General features: G+C 59.7%; 21 protein-coding genes. 16 read left to right on the top strand and 5 right to left on the bottom strand.

The genetic code is table 11. The annotated features are described in order from the left end of the window. Positions 1 to 3 precede the first annotated feature (3 nt). Entirely contained in the window at positions 4 to 555 is a 552-nt protein-coding gene (locus tag AC1RTP_RS14660) for a GNAT family N-acetyltransferase (protein ID WP_498608356.1), read from the bottom strand. 80 nt (positions 556 to 635) lie between these two features. On the opposite strand from AC1RTP_RS14660, the gene AC1RTP_RS14655 reads away from it, so the two are divergent. The 9 genes from AC1RTP_RS14655 (at position 636) to AC1RTP_RS14615 (ending at position 5,368) form a co-directional block, all read left to right on the top strand. After that, entirely contained in the window at positions 636 to 1,007 is a 372-nt protein-coding gene (locus AC1RTP_RS14655; RefSeq protein WP_498608355.1) for a VOC family protein, read from the top strand. Continuing rightward, positions 1,007 to 1,690 (top strand): hypothetical protein, encoded by a 684-nt coding sequence (locus AC1RTP_RS14650; RefSeq protein WP_498608354.1) that lies wholly within the window; start codon positions 1,007 to 1,009, stop codon positions 1,688 to 1,690. Before AC1RTP_RS14655 ends, AC1RTP_RS14650 begins: the two co-directional genes overlap by 1 nt. Continuing rightward, positions 1,687 to 2,118: a nuclear transport factor 2 family protein gene (locus AC1RTP_RS14645; protein WP_498608353.1), complete on the top strand. Its 432-nt coding sequence runs from the start codon at positions 1,687 to 1,689 to the stop codon at positions 2,116 to 2,118. Before AC1RTP_RS14650 ends, AC1RTP_RS14645 begins: the two co-directional genes overlap by 4 nt. 3 nt (positions 2,119 to 2,121) lie before the next feature. Continuing rightward, the gene (locus AC1RTP_RS14640) at positions 2,122 to 3,066 is read left to right on the top strand and encodes a sensor domain-containing diguanylate cyclase (protein WP_498608352.1); all 945 of its coding nucleotides are present in this window, start codon (positions 2,122 to 2,124) and stop codon (positions 3,064 to 3,066) included. 71 nt (positions 3,067 to 3,137) lie between these two features. Further along, positions 3,138 to 3,383: a hypothetical protein gene (locus tag AC1RTP_RS14635; protein WP_498608351.1), complete on the top strand. Its 246-nt coding sequence runs from the start codon at positions 3,138 to 3,140 to the stop codon at positions 3,381 to 3,383. Between the two features lie 217 nt (positions 3,384 to 3,600). Continuing rightward, entirely contained in the window at positions 3,601 to 3,852 is a 252-nt protein-coding gene (locus AC1RTP_RS14630) for a hypothetical protein (RefSeq protein ID WP_498608350.1), read from the top strand. A 72-nt stretch (positions 3,853 to 3,924) separates the two neighbouring features. Continuing rightward, complete coding sequence (locus AC1RTP_RS14625; RefSeq protein ID WP_498608349.1) at positions 3,925 to 4,425, top strand: Imm44 family immunity protein; 501 nt, start codon at positions 3,925 to 3,927, stop codon at positions 4,423 to 4,425. A gap of 54 nt (positions 4,426 to 4,479) precedes the next feature. Then, positions 4,480 to 4,998, top strand: coding sequence for a hypothetical protein (locus AC1RTP_RS14620; RefSeq protein ID WP_498608348.1), 519 nt, complete (start codon positions 4,480 to 4,482; stop codon positions 4,996 to 4,998). 37 nt (positions 4,999 to 5,035) lie between these two features. Further along, the gene (locus AC1RTP_RS14615) at positions 5,036 to 5,368 is read left to right on the top strand and encodes a hypothetical protein (RefSeq protein WP_498608347.1); all 333 of its coding nucleotides are present in this window, start codon (positions 5,036 to 5,038) and stop codon (positions 5,366 to 5,368) included. Positions 5,369 to 5,576: 208 nt separating this feature from the next. Here the strand turns inward: AC1RTP_RS14615 and AC1RTP_RS14610 are convergent, their stop codons facing one another. The 4 genes from AC1RTP_RS14610 to AC1RTP_RS14595 all read right to left on the bottom strand — a co-directional run bounded on the left by AC1RTP_RS14610 (position 5,577) and on the right by AC1RTP_RS14595 (position 9,678). Then, the gene (locus tag AC1RTP_RS14610) at positions 5,577 to 6,056 is read right to left on the bottom strand and encodes a hypothetical protein (RefSeq protein WP_498608346.1); all 480 of its coding nucleotides are present in this window, start codon (positions 6,054 to 6,056) and stop codon (positions 5,577 to 5,579) included. 342 nt (positions 6,057 to 6,398) lie between these two features. Then, on the bottom strand, positions 6,399 to 7,517 hold the full coding sequence (locus AC1RTP_RS14605; RefSeq protein ID WP_498608345.1) for a glycoside hydrolase family 5 protein: 1,119 nt from the start codon (positions 7,515 to 7,517) through the stop codon (positions 6,399 to 6,401). Positions 7,518 to 7,616: 99 nt separating this feature from the next. Next, positions 7,617 to 8,252, bottom strand: coding sequence for a TetR/AcrR family transcriptional regulator (locus AC1RTP_RS14600; protein ID WP_498608344.1), 636 nt, complete (start codon positions 8,250 to 8,252; stop codon positions 7,617 to 7,619). Next, positions 8,239 to 9,678, bottom strand: a complete 1,440-nt coding sequence (locus AC1RTP_RS14595; RefSeq protein ID WP_498608343.1) for an aminotransferase-like domain-containing protein — start codon at positions 9,676 to 9,678, stop codon at positions 8,239 to 8,241. Before AC1RTP_RS14595 ends, AC1RTP_RS14600 begins: the two co-directional genes overlap by 14 nt. 264 nt (positions 9,679 to 9,942) lie before the next feature. On the opposite strand from AC1RTP_RS14595, the gene aptA reads away from it, so the two are divergent. The 7 genes from aptA (at position 9,943) to hydA (ending at position 19,579) form a co-directional block, all read left to right on the top strand. Continuing rightward, complete coding sequence (gene aptA / locus AC1RTP_RS14590) at positions 9,943 to 11,259, top strand: omega-aminotransferase AptA (RefSeq protein ID WP_498608342.1); 1,317 nt, start codon at positions 9,943 to 9,945, stop codon at positions 11,257 to 11,259. A gap of 155 nt (positions 11,260 to 11,414) precedes the next feature. Then, the gene (ald, locus tag AC1RTP_RS14585) at positions 11,415 to 12,530 is read left to right on the top strand and encodes an alanine dehydrogenase (protein WP_498608341.1); all 1,116 of its coding nucleotides are present in this window, start codon (positions 11,415 to 11,417) and stop codon (positions 12,528 to 12,530) included. Positions 12,531 to 12,545: 15 nt separating this feature from the next. Continuing rightward, on the top strand, positions 12,546 to 14,048 hold the full coding sequence (locus AC1RTP_RS14580) for a CoA-acylating methylmalonate-semialdehyde dehydrogenase (RefSeq protein ID WP_498608340.1): 1,503 nt from the start codon (positions 12,546 to 12,548) through the stop codon (positions 14,046 to 14,048). Between the two features lie 7 nt (positions 14,049 to 14,055). Next, positions 14,056 to 15,423 carry an NAD(P)-dependent oxidoreductase gene (locus AC1RTP_RS14575; protein ID WP_498608339.1) on the top strand — a complete coding sequence of 456 codons (1,368 nt, stop codon included), beginning with the start codon at positions 14,056 to 14,058 and terminating at the stop codon, positions 15,421 to 15,423. Then, positions 15,423 to 16,709, top strand: coding sequence for an NAD-dependent dihydropyrimidine dehydrogenase subunit PreA (preA, locus tag AC1RTP_RS14570; RefSeq protein ID WP_498608338.1), 1,287 nt, complete (start codon positions 15,423 to 15,425; stop codon positions 16,707 to 16,709). The genes AC1RTP_RS14575 and preA overlap by 1 nt, the downstream gene beginning before the upstream one ends. Continuing rightward, the gene (locus AC1RTP_RS14565; RefSeq protein WP_498608337.1) at positions 16,706 to 18,184 is read left to right on the top strand and encodes an NCS1 family nucleobase:cation symporter-1; all 1,479 of its coding nucleotides are present in this window, start codon (positions 16,706 to 16,708) and stop codon (positions 18,182 to 18,184) included. The genes preA and AC1RTP_RS14565 overlap by 4 nt, the downstream gene beginning before the upstream one ends. Beyond that, the gene (gene hydA / locus AC1RTP_RS14560) at positions 18,185 to 19,579 is read left to right on the top strand and encodes a dihydropyrimidinase (RefSeq protein ID WP_498608336.1); all 1,395 of its coding nucleotides are present in this window, start codon (positions 18,185 to 18,187) and stop codon (positions 19,577 to 19,579) included. The last annotated feature ends 11 nt before the right edge of the window (positions 19,580 to 19,590 follow it).

Below are 19,590 nucleotides of genomic sequence, written 5' to 3'. Positions count from 1 at the left end.
CTGCTAGCGGGCGGCCTGCCAATCGGAGCGCAGGAGACCGAAAAAGTCGGTATCGCAGATCTCGCCATTGATGATCCAGCGCTCGCGCAGGCGGCCTTCATGCACAAAATGCAAGCTTTTCAGCAGCTTGGAGGAGGCGGTATTGCGCGGATCGATGTCGGCTTCTATGCGGTGCAGGCGCAAAACACGGAAGGCGTAATCGATCATGGCGGTCATGGCCTCCTGCATATAACCTTTGCCCCAATATGCACGGTCCAGCATATAGCCGACATCGCAGCGGCGATTCTGGCGGTTGAAGCTGTATAAGTTGACGACGCCGGCCAGGGTGCCGTCGATTTCGACCCCCATGCGCAGCATCTCGCCGCTTTCATAACCGGCCTGGCCGGCGGCAAAATAGGCTTCAGCCTGCTGCATATCCTCCCATGGCCCGCTGCTCCAGTAGCGCGTGGCGTCGGCATCGGAATACATGCGGTACAGGGCCGGTACGTCGGCTGAACTCAGGAAACGCAGTTGCAGGCGCGGGGCGGACAGTGTGAACGGTGCAAAGGCGGGCATGTCTGTTTCATCAGGAAGTGGATTTTCATTCTAGCAAATGTTAGATTTCCAATGTCTATCCTTTACCCTGGGAGTACGGAATGCAACTCGGCGTCTTTTCCATCAGCCTCAACGTCAAGGACATCAAAGCCTCACGCGAGTTCTACGAGAAGCTGGGCTTCAAGGATTTTGGCGGCAATATCGCGCAAAACTGGCTGATCATGAAGAACGGAGAGCAGGTAATCGGACTGTTCCAGGGCATGATCGAAAAAAACACGCTGACTTTCAATCCGGGCTGGGACAGCAATGCCCAGGTTGTGCCGGGCTTCACCGACGTGCGCCAGCTGCAACGCCAGCTTGAGGAAAGCGGCATCACCTTGTCGGCACGTGCGGACGAAAACACCACAGGTCCTGCTTATATCATCGCCGTCGACCCGGACGGCAATCCTATCCTGATCGACCAGCACATTTGATGGCGACGGCACTCCTGTTCGCACTGGCGGTGGCGGTGGCCCAGCCGGTTGAATACGAACGCGAAGGCGGCACCGGCACGCTGACAATCACCCCTGCCGGCAAGGGCATGAAGAAGTTCGGCCTTTCCACCTTCGGCGCCAACGCCCACACCTGTGAATTGGGCGGCAATATCAAGGGCACCCAGGGCACGCTGTACGACAATGAGCCGGGCCAGGCCGAATGCCGCATCACCTTTGCGCAAAAGGGCGACTTGATCGAGGTGACGACCCAGACGCCGGATGCCTGCTCGGGAGTATGCGGCGTGCGCGCCACATTCGAAGGAAAATACTTCCTGCCGCCAGCTGCCTGCATGCCGGCTGCCAGCAAGGCGACCAAGGACGCTTTCCTGGTGCAGTACAAGGCGAAGAACTACCAGTTTGCCTTTGAAACACTGAACGGATGGCTGGGCCAGTGCTCGCACCTGCTTCACTGGATGGAGGCTGACCGCGCCCGTAACGACCTGGCGCTGGCGCAGTATCATATGAAACAGCCCGAAGCCTGCATGGATACGCTGGCCAGGACCTATGCTGCGGAAATGAAGACGATCAAGGCGGTTGAAGAAAGTTTGCCGCCGGTCGATTACGAGGCCTATGCCGGCACGGCCAAGGCTACCTTCCATAACCTGAAACTTTGCGGAAAATGAAGACACGGATCGCATTCATAGGGGCTGCGCTGGCAATGTCCTTCAGCGCGCTGGCGGCAACGCCCACCGAACAACTGGTGCAGCAGGCGTACGCCTGGGACAAGGCTATCATCCGCAAGGACGCTGCTGCCATCGCCGCCAATATGGCCGAGGACTTCCGCCAGATCAGCGCGCGCGGCGACGTGGCGGGCAAGGCTGCCTTCCTTGACGCGATTACCTCGCCGAGGCTGGTCATCAATCCCTATTCGGTGGAAGATATGGATGTGCGTTTCTACGGCGACGTGGCCCTGGTCAGCGGCCGTACCCGCATGACGGGAAGCTGGGACGGAAAGCCTTTCGGCAGCCATTACCGCTACGTCGACGTCTATGTGCGCAAGGACGGGCAGTGGCGCGTGTCCAGTGTTCAGATCACGGAAATAAAGGAGTAAGCGATGAGCGACCGGCTGGATCTTCCTCCATCAAAGCTGGTCGCCATTATCGACGCCCAGCTTGAACTGGCGCGGCTGGGACAATCCTTTGGTCCTGTGATGGATTGCGCCGCCGCGAAAGCCATGCAGTTGACTGGTGCGGACGGCGCCGTCATCGAACTGCTCGAAGGCAGCGAAGTGGTGTACCGCGCCGCACGCGGCCTGGCGGAAGCGCAGCTCGGCTTGCGCATGCCGATCAAGGGCAGCCTGTCAGGCCTGGTGCTGACGTCGCGCCAGGCTGCCACCTGTACCGATTCCGAGACCGACGATCGGGTGAACCGGGAGGCCTGCCGTCGCGTGGGCTTACGTTCAATGGCGATCTTGCCCTTGCTGTTTGGCGATCAATCGGGCGGTGTGCTGAAACTGGCCTGGCGCGAGCCGCGTCCATTCGACCAGGACGAGGTGCCGATAGGGCAGGCGATTGCCGATATGACGGCCGCCATGATGTACCACGCCTCGCAAGAAGGTGCGCAAGTCCTGCAGCGCAAGGTGACGCACGATCCGGCGACGGGGCTGGCGAACCGTTCATCCTTCTACGAGCAACTGCGCCTGCGCACCGACGATGCGATCGCGCAGCGTGGCCATGTTGGCGTGATGCTCGCGCGCGTCAATCCCTACCGCCAAGAGGTGATGGTGGAATTGGCCCAGCGTCTCGCAAGGGAATGCCGCGATGGCGATGTACTGGGCAGGCTGAGTGTCGATGAATTCGGCGTGATCCTGAGCGTGGCGGGGCGCCGCAGTGTTGTCGAGAGCCAGGTGCTGCGCTTCCGGCAAGCCGCGACGTCGGCACCGGTGCAGCTGCCGGATGGCGCGAAGGTAGAGCCGACGATGCACTTTGGCAGTTCGCTCTTCCCCGAAGACAGTAAGGCCATTTCCGAGTTGGTTGCCATGGCGCGGAAGTCTGATTAATTCGCGCTTACAATGCAGGGATGTCATCCAAACCTCCAATTTTCCCCGGCCCCCGTACTATGCGAGGCGCCGTGCTCGCGGTACTTCTTTCGAACGCAGACCAAACTGGTAAAGAGCCGCTACGAGGGCGAGTAACACTTGCCGCAATCGTAAAAGCGCTGAAACGCAAATACCACTGGCCGATTGAAACCATCAGTTTTCCATCCACCGCCGCCGATGGCCGCGCGACCTGGGCCACCGTGTACAGTTTGCCTCCAGAAGTCATCACTGCGGCTTTGGACGAAAGAGGCCTCGACTGGTTAAAGAGCGCCAGGTAAGAAGCACCGGGGCATTCCCACATCTGATTTTCGCTGGCGCGGGCTAATTCGCGCGACCCTACGCGAACATCAGGCTCCTACGCAAGGCGACTATCTCCGTCGCCATTCGCAGGGCTATTTAGATGCTGCTAATTACCTCTGCTAAGATCGTCGTAAAAGTCGATCTAGATTCCTGAGGCTTGTGCCAGTTGGCCAGAAACAGTCATTCCAAACGTAATTGAAAACGATGATCTATTTAGCGATTACTGCCAAAGGCCTTCGAGATGTACTTGTGGCCGTTGCCGGTTCGGGTGCAACCGTTTGGTGCGGTGCCGATGCAATGACAGAGCAGGAGTTTAGCCAAAACTTGGGTGCCAATATTTCGCGCTTTTCATATGCATTAGAGAACGAACCCGATGATGTCCTCGCTGATGCGATTCAAACAGTACGTGAACATCATCCAGGCGCGACAATTTGGATTGAGTCATAGGCGTAACCGATAATCGCCAAATGCAGAACTTGGAATGTGGCGGTTTGTTCGTTCAACAGGGAGTGTCCGTAAGTGCAGTTGAAAATTAAGGTTACGTGTGGCGACGAAGTGAAATGGGCGGGCGCATCGCAAAGCGGACTAGTCTATTACGGCGGTCCGCCCCCTGAGACAGGAATATGGAAGCTGAGCATAGCAAGGATCGAAGACTATTTTGATGCGGCCTTGAAGAATTACACGTATGGCGACTCTGTGGAAACCTTTGTCCTCGGGTTTGAGATTGGGGAGTTGGAAGGCTGGGACGAATTCTTCACTTCGATGAGCCGCTACACTAGCTACCGCCCAAAGATCAAAGCGCTGGTCTCAGTGGGGCAGCTTAATTGGCCCGATGTGAAAGATCTTGCGGCTAGGGAGCAATTTCAAAGATTCTCTGAGATTCTGCTCGCTGCAATTGAACGTGTAGCTGAGATGAAACGAAAACCAAAGGGGTTTGATTCAGCTGCGTTCTCGAAAGATGTCGCACGATTGCTGGCGCAGTGTCCGGTCGATGATCTGGAAGTATTAGCAAGCTCGTAGGCTGTAGTCGGCTGAGAACGGCTAGTCAAAAACGATAAATGGATAAATGAACATATGCTGAGCCTTGACGATGCGATTTGGAAGGAGCTCCACGGTGGCTATAGAATTCCTTATGACATCTCGATAGCCCTGAAGTCGATGAGAGATGGCGTCGACGTGTGGGATGAGCTTTGGAGTGAACTCCATCATCAAGGCGATGTCGGTGTCGCCTCTTACGCAGCAGTTCCACAAATCGTCAGCATCGCTGCCACTGCGATTACTCGTGATTGGAATTTTTATGGGCTATTGGCGACCATCGAGGTTGAGCGTCATCGCAAAAGTAATCCTGCTTTGCCCGCATGGTTGAAGGCAGATTACGATAGCGCCTGGGTGCAAACTTCTGCATTGGCTTTGACTGATCTCGGATTGGAAACCGACAGCACGACCGTCCAGGCCATTCTCAGCGTGGTGGCTTTAGTAAAGGGCGAGTTGAAATTGGGCGCCATGCTTTCGAATCTTGATGCATCGGAGCTGGACGAAATGCTTGAAGAGCAGTTCGCCTGGAGCGAAACCTACGAAGAACAGGGTCGATAGCTGCCAGAAGCCGACGGTGGTGGGCATGAGGTAGGGTATGAATTTGATTGACTTGGAAAGACTAGAAGAGCTAGCGGACGATATGGCGATGCCTCCTGAAGTGCGTCGGATCAGCGCAGCATTGGCCGCTGCGATTACCGATTGGCCTACTTACAATTTAGTCTCGGTCGAGCCCTTCCTTCTGGAATTAAAACAAGACTTCGGCGAGCTCTCGAAGGCCAACCTATTGAGCAAGATGAAAAGCATTTCGGTGCAGACGAATGCTTGGAAGCTCACTTCGCTCTCCGAGCTGATGGAAGCATGGGACGGTACTGATGAAAGTATCCTGCTCGATGAGTTGGTTGAACGGATTGCGATCTATCAACAGTAGTCTGCCACAAGCGGTCATGCGACAAGAATCGGAAAACGCCTGGGCACAGGGTCGCGGTATCTTTTTTCGAGGGGCGGTCTAATTCGCCCTAAATCGCGATAGTTTGGTCTAAGGAGGGCTAGAAATGCGGGGAGTGTCCGGCTCTTTCGACCGAATTCGACCCCGCAAAGAAACACGTGGACCGGTTTAGACTCTTGGCCACTCAGGGCTAGACCGCGTTAGACAGTTCGATTTCGCTTTTAGACTGGTTAGACTGCCGCTCATGATGCCGCATTCTGCATGTGCCCGCTCGTACCCAGTAATCATTTCCCGGAAAACGTAACCAGACGAAGCGCCAAGCATTGCGTCCTTTGGCGTGACGATTTGCAAACTGCGATGGCGTCAGCTTCATGCCGTCGTCGGCGACGACCTGGTCGCCGACGACTTTGGCAAATTCAATGCTGCTGCAATAACTGGTTCGCAGAGCAGTTCCTTCGGGGAGGAAAACATTTTTCCACTGGAAACCGTGCATTGCATGGCCTCGCTCCCGCAACGAGAGCCGCTCCATTTCCACTGCGAGCCAACGATTCACAAGGTCCGTGACAAAGGCGTCCGGCTTGACGCCCGGACGCGTGTCCATCAGGAAGAACTCCAGTTGAAAATAATCGGTCACGGGCAGGTAAACAGCTTGTTTCGCTTCGTAGGTCATGATTCAGTCCTCTCGAAAATGGTCTAAACGTTGGACCACGGAACGGAAAAATGGTTCCCTTTAGACTTTGGCTTCGAAAGATTGGATTGAATTGGACTTGGCTCAGAAATTCTTGGGCTGCTTTAGACATCTCACTCCGACGCCTATACCGAATTAGACCCGAAAGGTTCCGATTAGACCGAATTGGACCTAGGGCGGTTTAAGAACACCCAAGGTATCTCCTCCCCCGTATCGCGAATGTGGACCGAACGGGCAGACGCAGCAATGAATGCGAAGGTCCGAGAAGGGGTGCGGATTCAATCGGTCGATGCAAGTACCTGACCGAACCAGCTCACGTAAGAATCAAGCCCTCCAGTATTTGCTATAGACCGCAAGCACGTCCTGTTTGACCCTGTCCTGACCTGTGACCGGGTCTTCGACCACTATCGCGTATTCATCCATATTGGTGATGTTCTGGCGCCATTGCCAGCCGGTGTATCCGACGTCGGCTGCGTTCATGCGCGACAGGCCTGCGTCAAGGTAGAAGTTGCCGGGATCGTCGCCGGTTCGCACGCCGAATTGCTGGATGAAGACGGGAACGTTGCGGGTGTTGCGCATGGCGACCAGGGCGCCAAGGCGGCTATCCAGGTTGGCGATGTTCTCTGCTTGCGTCTTCCCGGTGCGCAGGAACAGGTTGCCGGTGTAGACGACGCGGTTGGCCCAGCGCGGATCGCTGATATAGGCTTCGTCGCACAAGTTGATGTTGTAGGAGTCGCGTGCCCCGACCAGGAAGGGCGTGCGTTTGTCGATGCCGTCGATGGCGGCCATCAGCTCTTGGTAGAAGGCGGAGACTTGCATGGCTTGGTCAGGTCCGGTGCCGCCAAGGGGTTCCGGCAGTAGTTCGTAGAATGCGATGTTGTTGTAGTCCTTGAGGATGCCGGCCAGGTATAGCCAGGCCTCCTTGAATTTCTGGCGCATGGCGAGGTCGGTCCAGAAATTATGCCCGCCGGGGTAGGCGCCGCGGGGATCGCAGTAAGCGACCATGTTTGTGTCCTGCAGGCCGTTCTGGCCGCAGTTGGAATCGATGGCGGGAATGACCCACAGGCCTGCATCGAGGCACCACTGGATCTCGCTGAGGAAGCGCTGAACATGGGCCGGGTCGAAGTGGCCGGGCGAACTGTCGGCGCGGCTTTCGACATCCGGTGTTCCGTACAGGCCCCACCAGCGTATCAGTACGCGCACCACCTTTCCGCCTTGTGCGGCGATATCGGCTGCATCTTTCTGCTGCATCTCGCCCCACGTGCCTTCGTTCATGCCGCGCAGCGTGACGCTGGCGCCGCTGGGCAGTTTCATCGACGAGCCGTTCAGCGTCAGGCGGGTGGGCGTGGCGGGAGGTGGTGATGGCGGGACGGGTGTGGTGGCGGTGCCGCCTGATCCGCTGCCTCCGCAGGCAGCTAATAAGGCGGCACCGAGTAGTGACATCAAAGCTGACCTGCGGCCGGGCGAGAAGTCCATGTTGTTCTCCATCGTTGGATGGACTCCATTAAACTCCCGCCGCAAAACGGAAGGCGTAACAATTTGTTAGCGTGCGCTCGGTACAAGGGCCGCGATCACCAGTTTGCAGATGGTTTCTTCGGCTTCGGCGAAATCAGTCGCAGTCAACTCGCGTGCGCCCAGCACCAGGTGCATTTGCGCTGCGAAGTCTGCGTAGGATTGCGTCATGGCCCAAATGGAAAACAGCAGGTGGGTGGCGTTGACGGGAGCGATGCGGCCTTCGGCGATCCAGCGTTCGAACACTTCGATGTCCTTGTGCACCAGCGGTACGACGCGCTCGCGAATTTGGGCGCCGTACATCGGCGCGCCGCTGATTACTTCCATTGCGTAGACGCGCGAAGCCAGTGGATGCTCGCGCGAGAAATCCAACTTGGCTTTGATGTAGGCGCGTAGCACTTCGCCCGGTTCGCCATCGGGGGCGGCGAGGTTGGCCATGCGCTCCAGCCAGTTGTCCAGAACGTCGTCCAGCACGCGCTGGTAGAGCACCTGCTTGGTGGGGAAGTAGTACATCAGGTTTTGCTTCGACAGTCCGACGTTCTCCGCGATGGTGGCGACGGAGGCGCCTTCGTAGCCGGATTCGGCGAATACGCGCACGGCTTCGGCGACGATGTCCGCTTCCAACCGGTCGCGATTGAGCACGCGGCGCAATTTAGCTGATGCCATATTCTCTCCTCATGGCCTGCAGGAAGTTCCGCAGTTGTGGGCTGTCTGAATAAGCGACGTTGAAGCGGAACCAGATCGATGGCGGTTGCCGCAGCTGGAAGAATTCGCCCGGTGCGAGCAGGATGCCGGATTTGAGCGCCTGTTCGGCGATTTGCTTGCCGTTGCATTCGGGCGACGGCGGCTGCGACCAGCCGGCGCTGACGAACATCCCGCCGCGCGGTTTTGCGATTGGTTCCATGCCGGCCAGTGCCAGAAGTTCGGTGGTGCGCTCGCGCCCTTCCGCCAATTGGGTGACCAGGCGATCGACCATGCGCTTGTAGGGACGCGCGGTGATGGCGTGGTAGGCGGCGCGTTCGTTCACTTCCGATGTGGTGAGGCCGGCCAGCATCTTCACGCGCACGAGTTCCGGCAGCAGCGATGCGGACGCGCAGATCGAGCCAACGCGCAGTACGGGCGACAGCGTCTTGGAGAAACTGCCGACGCGGATCACGCGGCGCAAGCCGTCCATCGCCGCTAGCGAAGCTTCGCCGCGCGCCGTGAGCTCGCGGTAGATATCGTCCTCCACCAGCCAGAAGTCGAACTGCTCTGCAAAGCCCAGCAGGCGGTGGGCCTGCGCCTGTGTGAGGCTGGTGCCAAGGGGATTCTGCAGCACGGTGTTGACGAACATGAGCTTGGGCTGGTTTTCTTTCGCTTGCGCTGCAAGGAAGTCCATGTCCAGGCCATTCTCGTCGCGTGGGATGCCGATGGCGTGGCAGCCGTGGTGGCGTATCAGCGACAGCAGGTTGCTGTACACCGGGTCTTCTACGAAGACGGTGTCGCCCGGTTTTGTGAGTGTACGCAGGATCAGGTCGAAGGCGTGCGTTGCGCCGTGCGTGAGCAGGATTTGCTCGGCTTCGACGGCGAATAGTTCGTCGCTAAGCGTAGTGGCCATGTATTGGCGCAGGCCGGGGAATCCGAGCGGGTGGCCGTAGCCGCGCAGTCGGTTGGCGGGAATGCGCATTGCGTGGCGCACGGCGTCGAGGATGGTGTCTTCACCATACCACTCGGGAGGCAGCCAGCCGGCGCCGACGGGCAGCGCTTCGGAGGCGCCGGAATACAGTTCGGGGGTGAGGGCGTCGACGGCGGCGGGCGTGGCGAGCATCGTGGCCGGCGCGGTATGGGCGGGAGCTTCCTGCCTGGCAACGTAATAGCCGGAACCGCGGCGTGATGACAACAGTCCCAGGGTCACCAGACGGTCGTAGGCTTCGACAACTGTGAAGGTGCTGATGCCATTACACTTCGCGAATTGCCTGACGGAGGGCATTTTTGTGCCCACGCGTAACTCGCGGCTGGCCGCCATCGCGCTGATGGCGTCAACGATTTTTTCTACCAGGCTGCCTTTCTTGGTGCGCTCGATTGGCAATTCTGGCCAGGTGTTGTTTGGCATGTGGGCCTCTGGAACTGTACAGTTTTTGTTGCCTGTACGGTTGGGGTGTTTCTCTGTGTGTGTATATGTGCCATAGTTAACTTGCTGTCTATTATTGCATCATGATTTTGCCAACTGGTAAAGTATTTTGAGCATCGTAAAAAAACCGGCAACCCAGTGTCAGACCCGCAGGGTCAGACACTGATACGCGGCGGTCGCAGGCCAGGTGCCTGACCCTGCGGGTCAGGCAACGGTTTACCGGTTTTATTAACAGGGAGATAGCAAATGAACGAAGCCCGGCCGCAATCCATGGCGTCCTTCTGGATGCCGTTCACGAATAATCGCGACTTCAAAGCGAGCCCTCGGCTGCTGGTCTCGGCCGAAGGCGTGTATTACAAAGACGTCGACGGCAACCAGGTGCTGGACGGTACCGCTGGTCTGTGGTGCGTGCCTTGCGGTCACCGCCAGCCGAAAATCGTGGCGGCAGTCAGCGAAATGGTCAGCCAGCTCGATTTCGCGCCGACCTTCCAGATGGGCCACCCGGCTGCTTTCGACCTCGCGGAAAAGCTGATGGAGTTCACCAGCCATCGCTTCGGCCACGTCTTCTACACCAACTCCGGTTCCGAGGCAGTGGACACGGCACTGAAGATCGCGCTGGCCTACCACAAGGCGCGCGGTGAAGCATCCCGCACCCGCCTGATCGGCCGCGAACGCGCCTATCACGGCGTGGGCTTCGGCGGCATCTCGGTCGGCGGCATTGCCGGCAACCGCAAGCCCTACGGCACGCTGCTGCCAGGCGTGGATCACCTGCCGCACACGCACAATCTTGAAAAGAACGCCTACTCGCGCGGCGAACCTGAATACGGCGCCAACCTGGCCGACGAACTGGAGCGCATCGTCGCGCTGCATGACGCTTCCACCATTGCCGCCGTGATCGTGGAGCCGGTGGCTGGTTCAACCGGCGTGCTGGTACCGCCGAAAGGCTACCTGAAACGCCTGCGCGAGCTGTGCACCAAACACGGCATCCTGCTGATCTTCGATGAAGTGATTACCGGCTTTGGCCGTCTGACCACGCCATTCGCCACCGACTACTTCGACGTCGAACCGGACATGATGACCGCCGCCAAGGGCCTGACCAACGGCACGATTCCAATGGGCGCGGTGTTCAGCAAGAAGTTCATCCACGACGCCTTCATGGACGCACCGGCCGGCATTGAGCTTTTCCACGGCTACACCTACACCGGCCACCCGGTTGCCTGCGCCGCCTCGCTGGCTACGCTCGAAATCTTCAAGGAACAGAAGCTGCTGGAGCACGCCAAGGAAATCCAGCCGTACTGGGAAGATGCGGTGCATTCGCTGAAAGGCATGCAGCATGTGATCGACATCCGCACCATTGGCCTGGTTGCCGGCATTGAGCTGGCGTCGCGCCCCGGTGCGCCTGGAGCGCGCGCTTATGCAGCGTTCAAGAAAGCTTTCGCGGATGGGCTGTTGATCCGCACGACCGGCGACATCATCGCGCTGTCGCCACCTCTCACCTTTGAAAAGAAGCACATCGACGAATTGTTCGGGAAGCTCGGAAAGGTGTTGAAGACGCTTGAGTAAAACCGGTAAACCGGGGTACGACCCGCAGGGTCGGACCCCGATGCGCGAGCGCCGCGGGGTTGGTTTTGAGATCCGTGGCGGACGAGCAGAAGGGGTCTGACCCTGCGGGTCGGACCCCGGTTTACCGGTTCTAAAAACCAGAGAGGAGACGAACCATGTTGGTAGGCGTACCGAAGGAAATTAAGAATCAGGAATCGCGCGTTGGCCTTACCCCGGCCAGCGTCAAGGAACTGACACTCCGCGGGCACCAGGTGATGGTGCAACACAACGCGGGCGCTGCAATCGGTCTGACCGACGAGATGTATGTTGGCTCCGGCGCCACGATCGTCCCCACGGCGGAAGAAATCTTCGCCAAGGCGGAAATGATCGTGAAAGTGAAAGAGCCGCAGCCGCAGGAATGCGCCATGCTGCGCGCGAACCAGATTCTATACACCTACCTGCACCTGGCTCCCGATCCCGAGCAGACCAAGGCGCTGGTGAAGTCCGGCGCGGTCTGCATTGCGTATGAAACCATCACTGGTCCAAACGGCGGCCTGCCGCTGCTGGCGCCAATGAGCGAAGTGGCAGGCCGTATGGCCATCCAGGCCGGCGCTGCCCATCTTGAGAAATCCAAAGGCGGCATGGGCCTGCTGCTGGGCGGCGTGCCGGGCGTGGCGCCGGGCCAGGTGGCGATTATCGGCGCCGGCGTGGTCGGCACCAATGCGCTCCAGATTGCCGTCGGCATGGGCGCGCGCGTCACGGTGCTGGACAAGAATGTCGACCGTCTGCGCCAGCTTGACCTGATCTTCGGCAACCGCATCCAGACCATGTACTCAAACGCGCACACCATCGACGATGCCGTGACTGAGGCAGACCTGGTGATCGGCGGCGTGCTGGTGCCTGGCGCTGCCGCTCCGAAGCTGGTCACGCGCAGCATGGTGTCGCGCATGAAGCAAGGCTCGGTGGTGGTCGATGTGGCCATCGACCAGGGCGGCTGCTTCGAAACCTCGCACGCCACCACGCACGAGAACCCGACCTTCGTTGTTGATGGCGTCGTGCACTACTGCGTCGCTAACATGCCGGGCGCCGTTGCGCGTACCTCCACCTTTGCGCTGAATAACGCCACCATCGGACACGCCGTTGCGCTGGCCGACAAGGGCTGGGCCAAGGCCATGAAGGCCAACCCGCATTTGCGCAATGGACTTAATGTCTGCCAGGGCCAGGTCACCTATGAAGCAGTGGCGCACGACCTTGGTTATCCCTATGTGCCGGCGGAATCACTGCTGGCGTAAACCTTAGAGCCTTCTATGAGCAATCTCGATACCATCACCCACTTTATCAATGGCGCCAAAGTCGACACGACCGGCGGGCGCTATGGCGACGTCTTCAATCCTGCGCTGGGCGAGCCCGTGTCGCGCGTGGCACTCGGCACGGTGGAAGAAGTCGACGCCGCCGTGCGTGCCGCCGAAGCAGCTTTCCCGGCCTGGTCCAACACGCCGCCGCTGACCCGGGCGCGCGTTCTGTTCAAGTACCTGGAACTGTGCCACCAGCACACCGAGGAATTCGCCGCGATGCTGACCCGCGAACATGGTAAGACGTTCGCGGATGCCAAGGGTGAAGTGGCGCGTGGTATCGAGATGGTGGAATTCGCTGTCGGCATCCCGCAGATGATGAAGGGCGAATATACCGACCAGATCGCGCGCGGTATCGATGCCTGGTCCATGCGCATGCCGCTGGGCGTGGTGGCCGGCATCACGCCGTTCAACTTCCCGGTGATGGTGCCAATGTGGATGTTCCCCATCGCTATCGCCTGCGGCAATACCTTCATCCTCAAGCCTTCCGAACGCGATCCTTCTCCGTCGCTGCTGCATGCGCGCTTGCTGAAGGAAGCCGGCCTGCCGGACGGTGTGTTCAACGTGGTGCAGGGCGATAAGGTGGCGGTTGATGCACTGCTCGATCACCCGGTCGTACAGGCGGTCAGCTTCGTTGGATCGACGCCGATTGCGGAATACATTTACTCGCGTGGCTCGCACCATGGTAAGCGCGTTCAGGCACTGGGCGGCGCCAAGAACCATATGGTGGTGATGCCGGATGCCGACATGGATATGGCGGTCGATGCGCTGATGGGCGCGGCCTTCGGTTCCGCCGGTGAGCGCTGCATGGCGATCTCTGTGGTCGCTGCCGTGGGCGATGCAGCCGACAAACTGATGGTCGCCCTGAAAGAACGCACTGCCGCGCTCAAGGTGCGTGATGGCATGGCTGCCGAAGCGGAAATGGGACCGGTGGTAACCGCCGCCGCCAAGCAGCGCATCGAGCGCCTGATTGGCGAAGGCGTGGAGCAGGGCGCGACCCTAGTGGTCGATGGCCGCAATTTCAAAGTAGCAGACCGCCCGAACGGCTTCTTCATCGGCGGCACGCTGTTCGACCATGTCACGCCGGATATGAGCATCTACAAGGAAGAAATCTTCGGCCCGGTGCTGTGCGTGGTGCGCCTGCCTGACGTGGCGTCTGCGGTTGAGCTGATTAACAAGAACGAGTACGGCAACGGTGTCGCAGTCTTCACCCGCGACGGCGGCGTGGCGCGCGAGTTCGTGCGCCAGATACAGGTCGGCATGGTTGGCGTCAACGTGCCGCTACCGGTGCCGATGGCCTTCAACAGTTTCGGCGGGTGGAAGCGCAGCATGTTCGGCGACCACCATGCATATGGACCGGAGGGTGTGCGTTTCTACACCCGTCACAAGGCTGTGATGGAGCGCTGGCCGAATACCGCTAGCGCCGGCGCACAGTTCGCATTTCCTCAAATGAAGTGAGGCATCAATGATCGAGTCACTCAAATACATACCGCAGCCAAAAGCCACGAACGAGGAGTTGGCCGGTCATTTCACCGACCTGGCGCCAGCGCTCAACGCACGCCAGGCTGCCATTGAAAGCTCGCGCTGTTTGTATTGCTACGACGCGCCGTGTACGCGCATCTGCCCGACCAGCATCGACGTCGCGAGCTTCATCCGCAATATCCATGAGAAGAATGTGAACGGCGCTGCCGTCACGATCCTTCAGCAGAATATCCTCGGCGGCAGCTGCTCGCGCGTCTGTCCGACCGAAGTCCTGTGCGAGGACGCCTGCGTGCGCAATCACGACGCTGAAGGCCAGCCGGTCAAGATTGGCCTGCTGCAGCGCTTTGCGCTCGATAACGCCACGCTGGACGGCCACCCGTTCAAGCGCGCCGCATCGACCGGCAAGAAGATCGCCGTGGTCGGAGCAGGGCCTGCGGGACTCTCCTGTGCCCACCGCCTGGCGATGCTAGGTAATGATGTGGTGATCTTTGAAGCCCACGAAAAATCAGGCGGACTGAATGAATACGGTATCGCCAAGTACAAGCTGACCGACAACTTCGCGCAGAAGGAAGTCGATTTCCTACTGGGAATCGGCGGCATCGAGGTGCGCCACGGCCAGAAACTGGGCGATAACGTGCATCTGAAAGAACTGCACGCGCAATATGATGCCGTCTTCTTGGGCCTGGGCCTGGGCGCCAGCCGCGCGCTGGGCCTGACCGGCGAGGATGCGCCTGGCTTGATGGCGGCGGTGGAATATATCGCGGAACTGCGCCAGGCGGATGACCTGAGCAAGCTGCCCGTGCCGCGTCGCGCCATCGTGATCGGCGCCGGCAACACCGCCATCGACATGGCGGTGCAGATCCAGCGCCTGGGCGCGGAAGAAGTGACGATGGTGTATCGCCGCGGCTTCGACGCCATGAGCGCGACCCACCACGAGCAGGACATCGCCAAAGCCAACCAAGTGCGCATGCTGACCTGGGCGCAGCCGCAACAGGTGCTGCTGGACGAAGCGGGCCGTGTGCGCGGCATGCGTTTCGAACGCACCGCGCTGGATGGCACGCGCATGGTCGGCACCGGCATCACTTTCGAACTTCCGGCCGACGCCATCTTCAAAGCCATCGGACAGGCGATGGAATCGGCCGCGCTGGCCGACCCGCTGGCGGCCATGTTGAAGCGTGATGGCGACAAGATTCATGTGGATGATGGCTTCCGCACCATCCTGCCGGGCATTTACGCCGGCGGGGACTGCGTCTCGCTCGGCCAGGACCTGACCGTGCAGGCCGTGGAGCATGGCAAGCAGGCCGCCATGGCGATCCATTCCGATATCCAGGCGAAGAAGGGAGCAGCATAATGGCCGACCTGAGCATCAATTTCTGCGGCATTAAGGCGCCGAATCCATTCTGGCTCGCCTCCGCACCGCCGACCGACAAGGCATACAACGTCATCCGCGCATTTGAAGCAGGGTGGGGCGGCGTGGTCTGGAAGACACTTGGCGAAGATCCGCCGCCGGTCAACGTGTCTTCGCGCTACTCCGCCATCTACGGCAAGAACCGCGAAGTCATTGGCTTCAACAATATCGAGCTGATTACCGACCGTTCGCTGGAACTGAACCTGCAGGAAATTACCGAAGTGAAAAAGGCCTGGCCTGACCGCGCCATCGTGGTTTCGCTGATGCTGCCTTGCGAGGAGCAGGCCTGGGCCGACATCCTGCCGAAAGTCGAAGCCACCGGCGCCGATGGCATCGAACTGAATTTTGGTTGCCCGCATGGTATGCCAGAGCGCGGCATGGGTTCCGCTGTCGGCCAGGTGCCGGAGTACGTTGAGCAGGTCACCGCATGGTGCAAGAAACACACCAAGCTGCCGGTGATAGTTAAGCTGACGCCGAACATCACCGACATCCGCCGCCCTGCGCGTGCAGCCAAGGCGGGCGGCGCCGATGCGGTTTCGCTGATCAACACCATCAACTCGATCACGTCACTTGATTTGGACAAGATGGTCGCCTACCCGAACGTGGGCGGCGCCAGCACCCACGGCGGCTATTGCGGCCCTGCCGTGAAACCGGTGGCGCTGAACATGGTGGCCGAAATTGCGCGCGATCCGGAAACGCACGGCCTGCCGATCTCCGGCATCGGCGGTATCGGCAACTGGAAGGATGCGGCCGAATTCATCGCGCTGGGCGCGGGCTGCGTACAGGTTTGCACCGCCGCCATGCTGCACGGATTCCGCATAGTGCAGGAAATGAAGGATGGCCTGGAACGCTGGATGGATTCCAAAGGCTACAAGACGCTGGACGATTTCATGGGCAAGGCGGTGCAGAACACCACCGACTGGAAATTCCTGGACATGAACTTCAAGTCCATCGCCCACATCAACCAGGACGACTGTATCAAGTGCGGCCGCTGCTACGTGGCCTGTGAAGATACCTCGCACCAGTCGATCTTCCAATTGGTGGACGAGGCGACGGGCACGCGCACCTACAAGGTCAATGACGACGAATGCGTCGGCTGCAATCTGTGCGAAATCACCTGTCCGGTACAAGGTTGTATTACGATGGTCGCAGTCCCAACGGGCAAACCTTATATGAACTGGACACAGGATCCGCGCAATCCTCGTGCCGAAATCAAGGAGACTGCATGAGCGAAAATTCCCAGTTGTGGAACGAAGACCTGGCCCCAACCAATGAATCGCAGCGCACCTGGCGCTGGTATCACTTCGCTGCACTCTGGGTCGGGATGGTCATGTGCATTCCCGCCTACACGCTGGCGGCCAGCCTGATTGAAGGCGGCATGTCGGCCGGGCAGGCGGTGCTCACGGTCTTCCTGGCGAATACGATTGTGCTGCTGCCGATGCTGTTGATCGGCCATGCCGGCACCAAATATGGCATACCTTACGCGGTGCTGGCGCGTGCATCGTTCGGCACATCCGGCGCGCGGCTGCCGGCTTTGATGCGGGCTATTGTGGCCTGCGGCTGGTACGGCATCCAGACCTGGTTCGGCGGGCAGATGATCTACACCCTGCTGGGTGTGATGATGGGCGGAGAGATCGGCGGCGCAAAGATCGCCGGCCTTGGCATCAATGGCGCGCAGCTGCTTTGCTTTGTCGCGTTCTGGGCCATCCAGTTCTGGTACATCGTGCACGGCATGGATGCGATCCGCAAACTGGAGACTTATACCGCTCCGCTGAAAATCATCATCTGCTTCGTGCTGCTTGGCTGGGTGTACCAGAAGGCAGGCGGCTTTGGAACCTTGCTCGACCAGCCTTCGCAGTTCGTTGAAGGCGGCAAGAAGGCCGGCCAGTTCTGGCCTACGTTCTGGCCTTCGTTGACGGCGATGATCGGCTTCTGGGCCACGCTGGCGCTGAATATTCCGGACTTCACCCGCTTCGCCAAGACGCAGCGCGACCAGGTGCTGGGCCAGTCGGTGGGCTTGCCTGTGCCAATGGGTTTGCTGGCTGCGCTGGCGGTGATCGTGACTTCCGCCACGGTGGTTTTGTATGGTAAGGCGATCTGGGATCCGGTCGACCTGGCCAGCCGTATGACCGGCGCGGCGGTGCTGGTGGCGCTGGTGATCCTGCTGATTGATACGGTGTCGGTCAACCTGGCCGCAAACCTGGTGGGCCCGGCCTATGACTTTTCCGCGCTGGCGCCGAAGCATATTTCCTATCGCACCGGTGGCTATATCACGGCGGGCATCGCGCTGGCGATGATGCCGTGGAAACTGCTCGAAACCACACAAGGCTATATCTTCACCTGGCTGATTGGCTATTCCGCGCTGCTTGGCCCGATCGCGGGCGTGCTGATTGTGGACTACTACCTGATCCGCAAGACGGAGCTGAACGTCGGTGCGCTGTACGTCGAGAACGGCGAATACAGTTACACCAACGGCTGGAATTCGGCCGCGTTGCTCGCCTTTGCTTTTGGCGTGGCGCCGAATGTGCCGGGCTTCCTGAATGCAGCCTTCCCCGCATCGTTTGGCGATGTCGGCGCGGGATTCAAGCTGATTTATACCTATGCGTGGTTCGTCGGCATCGCGATTGCGGCGCTGGTGTATGGCATCTTGATGAAGGGCAGGTCGGCCAAAGCCGTTCCGCCTCCAATTCCGGAGAAAGCATAAATGGCAACCCTGATTCGTGGCGGTACCGTAGTGAACGCGGACCGCGCCTTTCGCGCGGACGTGCTGTGTGAGGGCGACAAGATTGTGGCTGTGGGTCCGGGTCTGGCCGCACCGGCCGGCGCCGAGATTATCGACGCAGGCGGCCAGTACGTCATGCCTGGCGGGATCGACCCGCACACCCATATGAACCTGCCGTTCATGGGAACCGTCACGCAAGACGATTTCTTTACCGGCACCGCAGCCGGCCTATCAGGCGGCAACACGACCATCATCGATTTTGTCATCCCCAGCCCGAAGCAGCCGCTGCTCGACGCTTACCATCAATGGCGCGGCTGGGCGGAGAAGGCCGCTGGCGACTACAGCTTCCACGTGGCGATCACCTGGTGGTCGGACCAGGTGCATGAGGATATGGGCACGCTGGTGCGCAACCATGGTGTGAACAGCTTCAAGCACTTCATGGCGTACAAGAACGCCATCATGGCCGACGACGAAACGCTGGTGAAAAGCTTCCGCCGCGCTTTGGAGCTGGGCGCCATCCCCACTGTGCATGCCGAAAACGGCGAGCTGGTGTACCAGTTGCAGCAGGACTTGCTGCGCCAGGGGATTACCGGGCCGCGCGCCCATCCGCTTTCGCGCCCACCGGCAGTAGAGGCGGAAGCAGCCAACCGCGCGATCGCCATCGCCAACGTGTTGAATACGCCGCTCTACATCGTGCACGTGTCGTGCAAGGAATCGCTGGATGCGATCACGCGTGCCCGCGCCTCGGGCCAGCGCGTGTACGGCGAGGCATTGGCCGGTCACCTGATCGTGGATGACAGCGTGTACGACCACCCGGACTTCGAATTCGCTGCCGGCCACGTGATGAGCCCGCCATTCCGCAGCCGCGAGCACCAGAAGGCGCTGTGGCAAGGCCTTCAGGGCGGTAACCTGCACACCACCGCCACCGACCACTGCACTTTTTGCGCCGAGCAGAAAGCGGCAGGGCGCGACGACTTTACCAAGATTCCGAACGGCTGCGGCGGCGTGGAAGACCGCATGGCCGTGATCTGGGACGAGGGCGTCAATAGCGGCAAGCTTACCCCATCCGAATTCGTGCGCGTGACGTCGGCCAATGCGGCGCAGATCTTCAATATCTATCCGCGCAAGGGCCTGATCGCAGCTGGATCGGACGCGGACATTGTGGTGTGGGACCCGGAAGGCAGCCGCACTATTTCAGCAAAGACCCAGTTCGCAAAGGGCGGCTTCAATGTCTTCGAGGGACGTACTGTCAAAGGGATTCCAAGCACCACAGTGGCGGCCGGGAAGGTCGTATTCCATCGTGGCGATTTGCGGGCGGTGGAGGGCGCAGGTCGCCATATCGACCGTCCCGCTTTTGCGCCTGTGTCGGCGCGCTAAGGAGTAGATAA

Source organism: Pseudoduganella sp. GW821-FHT11H04, assembly GCF_058807935.1.
The sequence above is the reverse complement of the archived record's forward strand: the minus strand, read 5'-3'. Positions and strand labels throughout refer to the sequence as shown.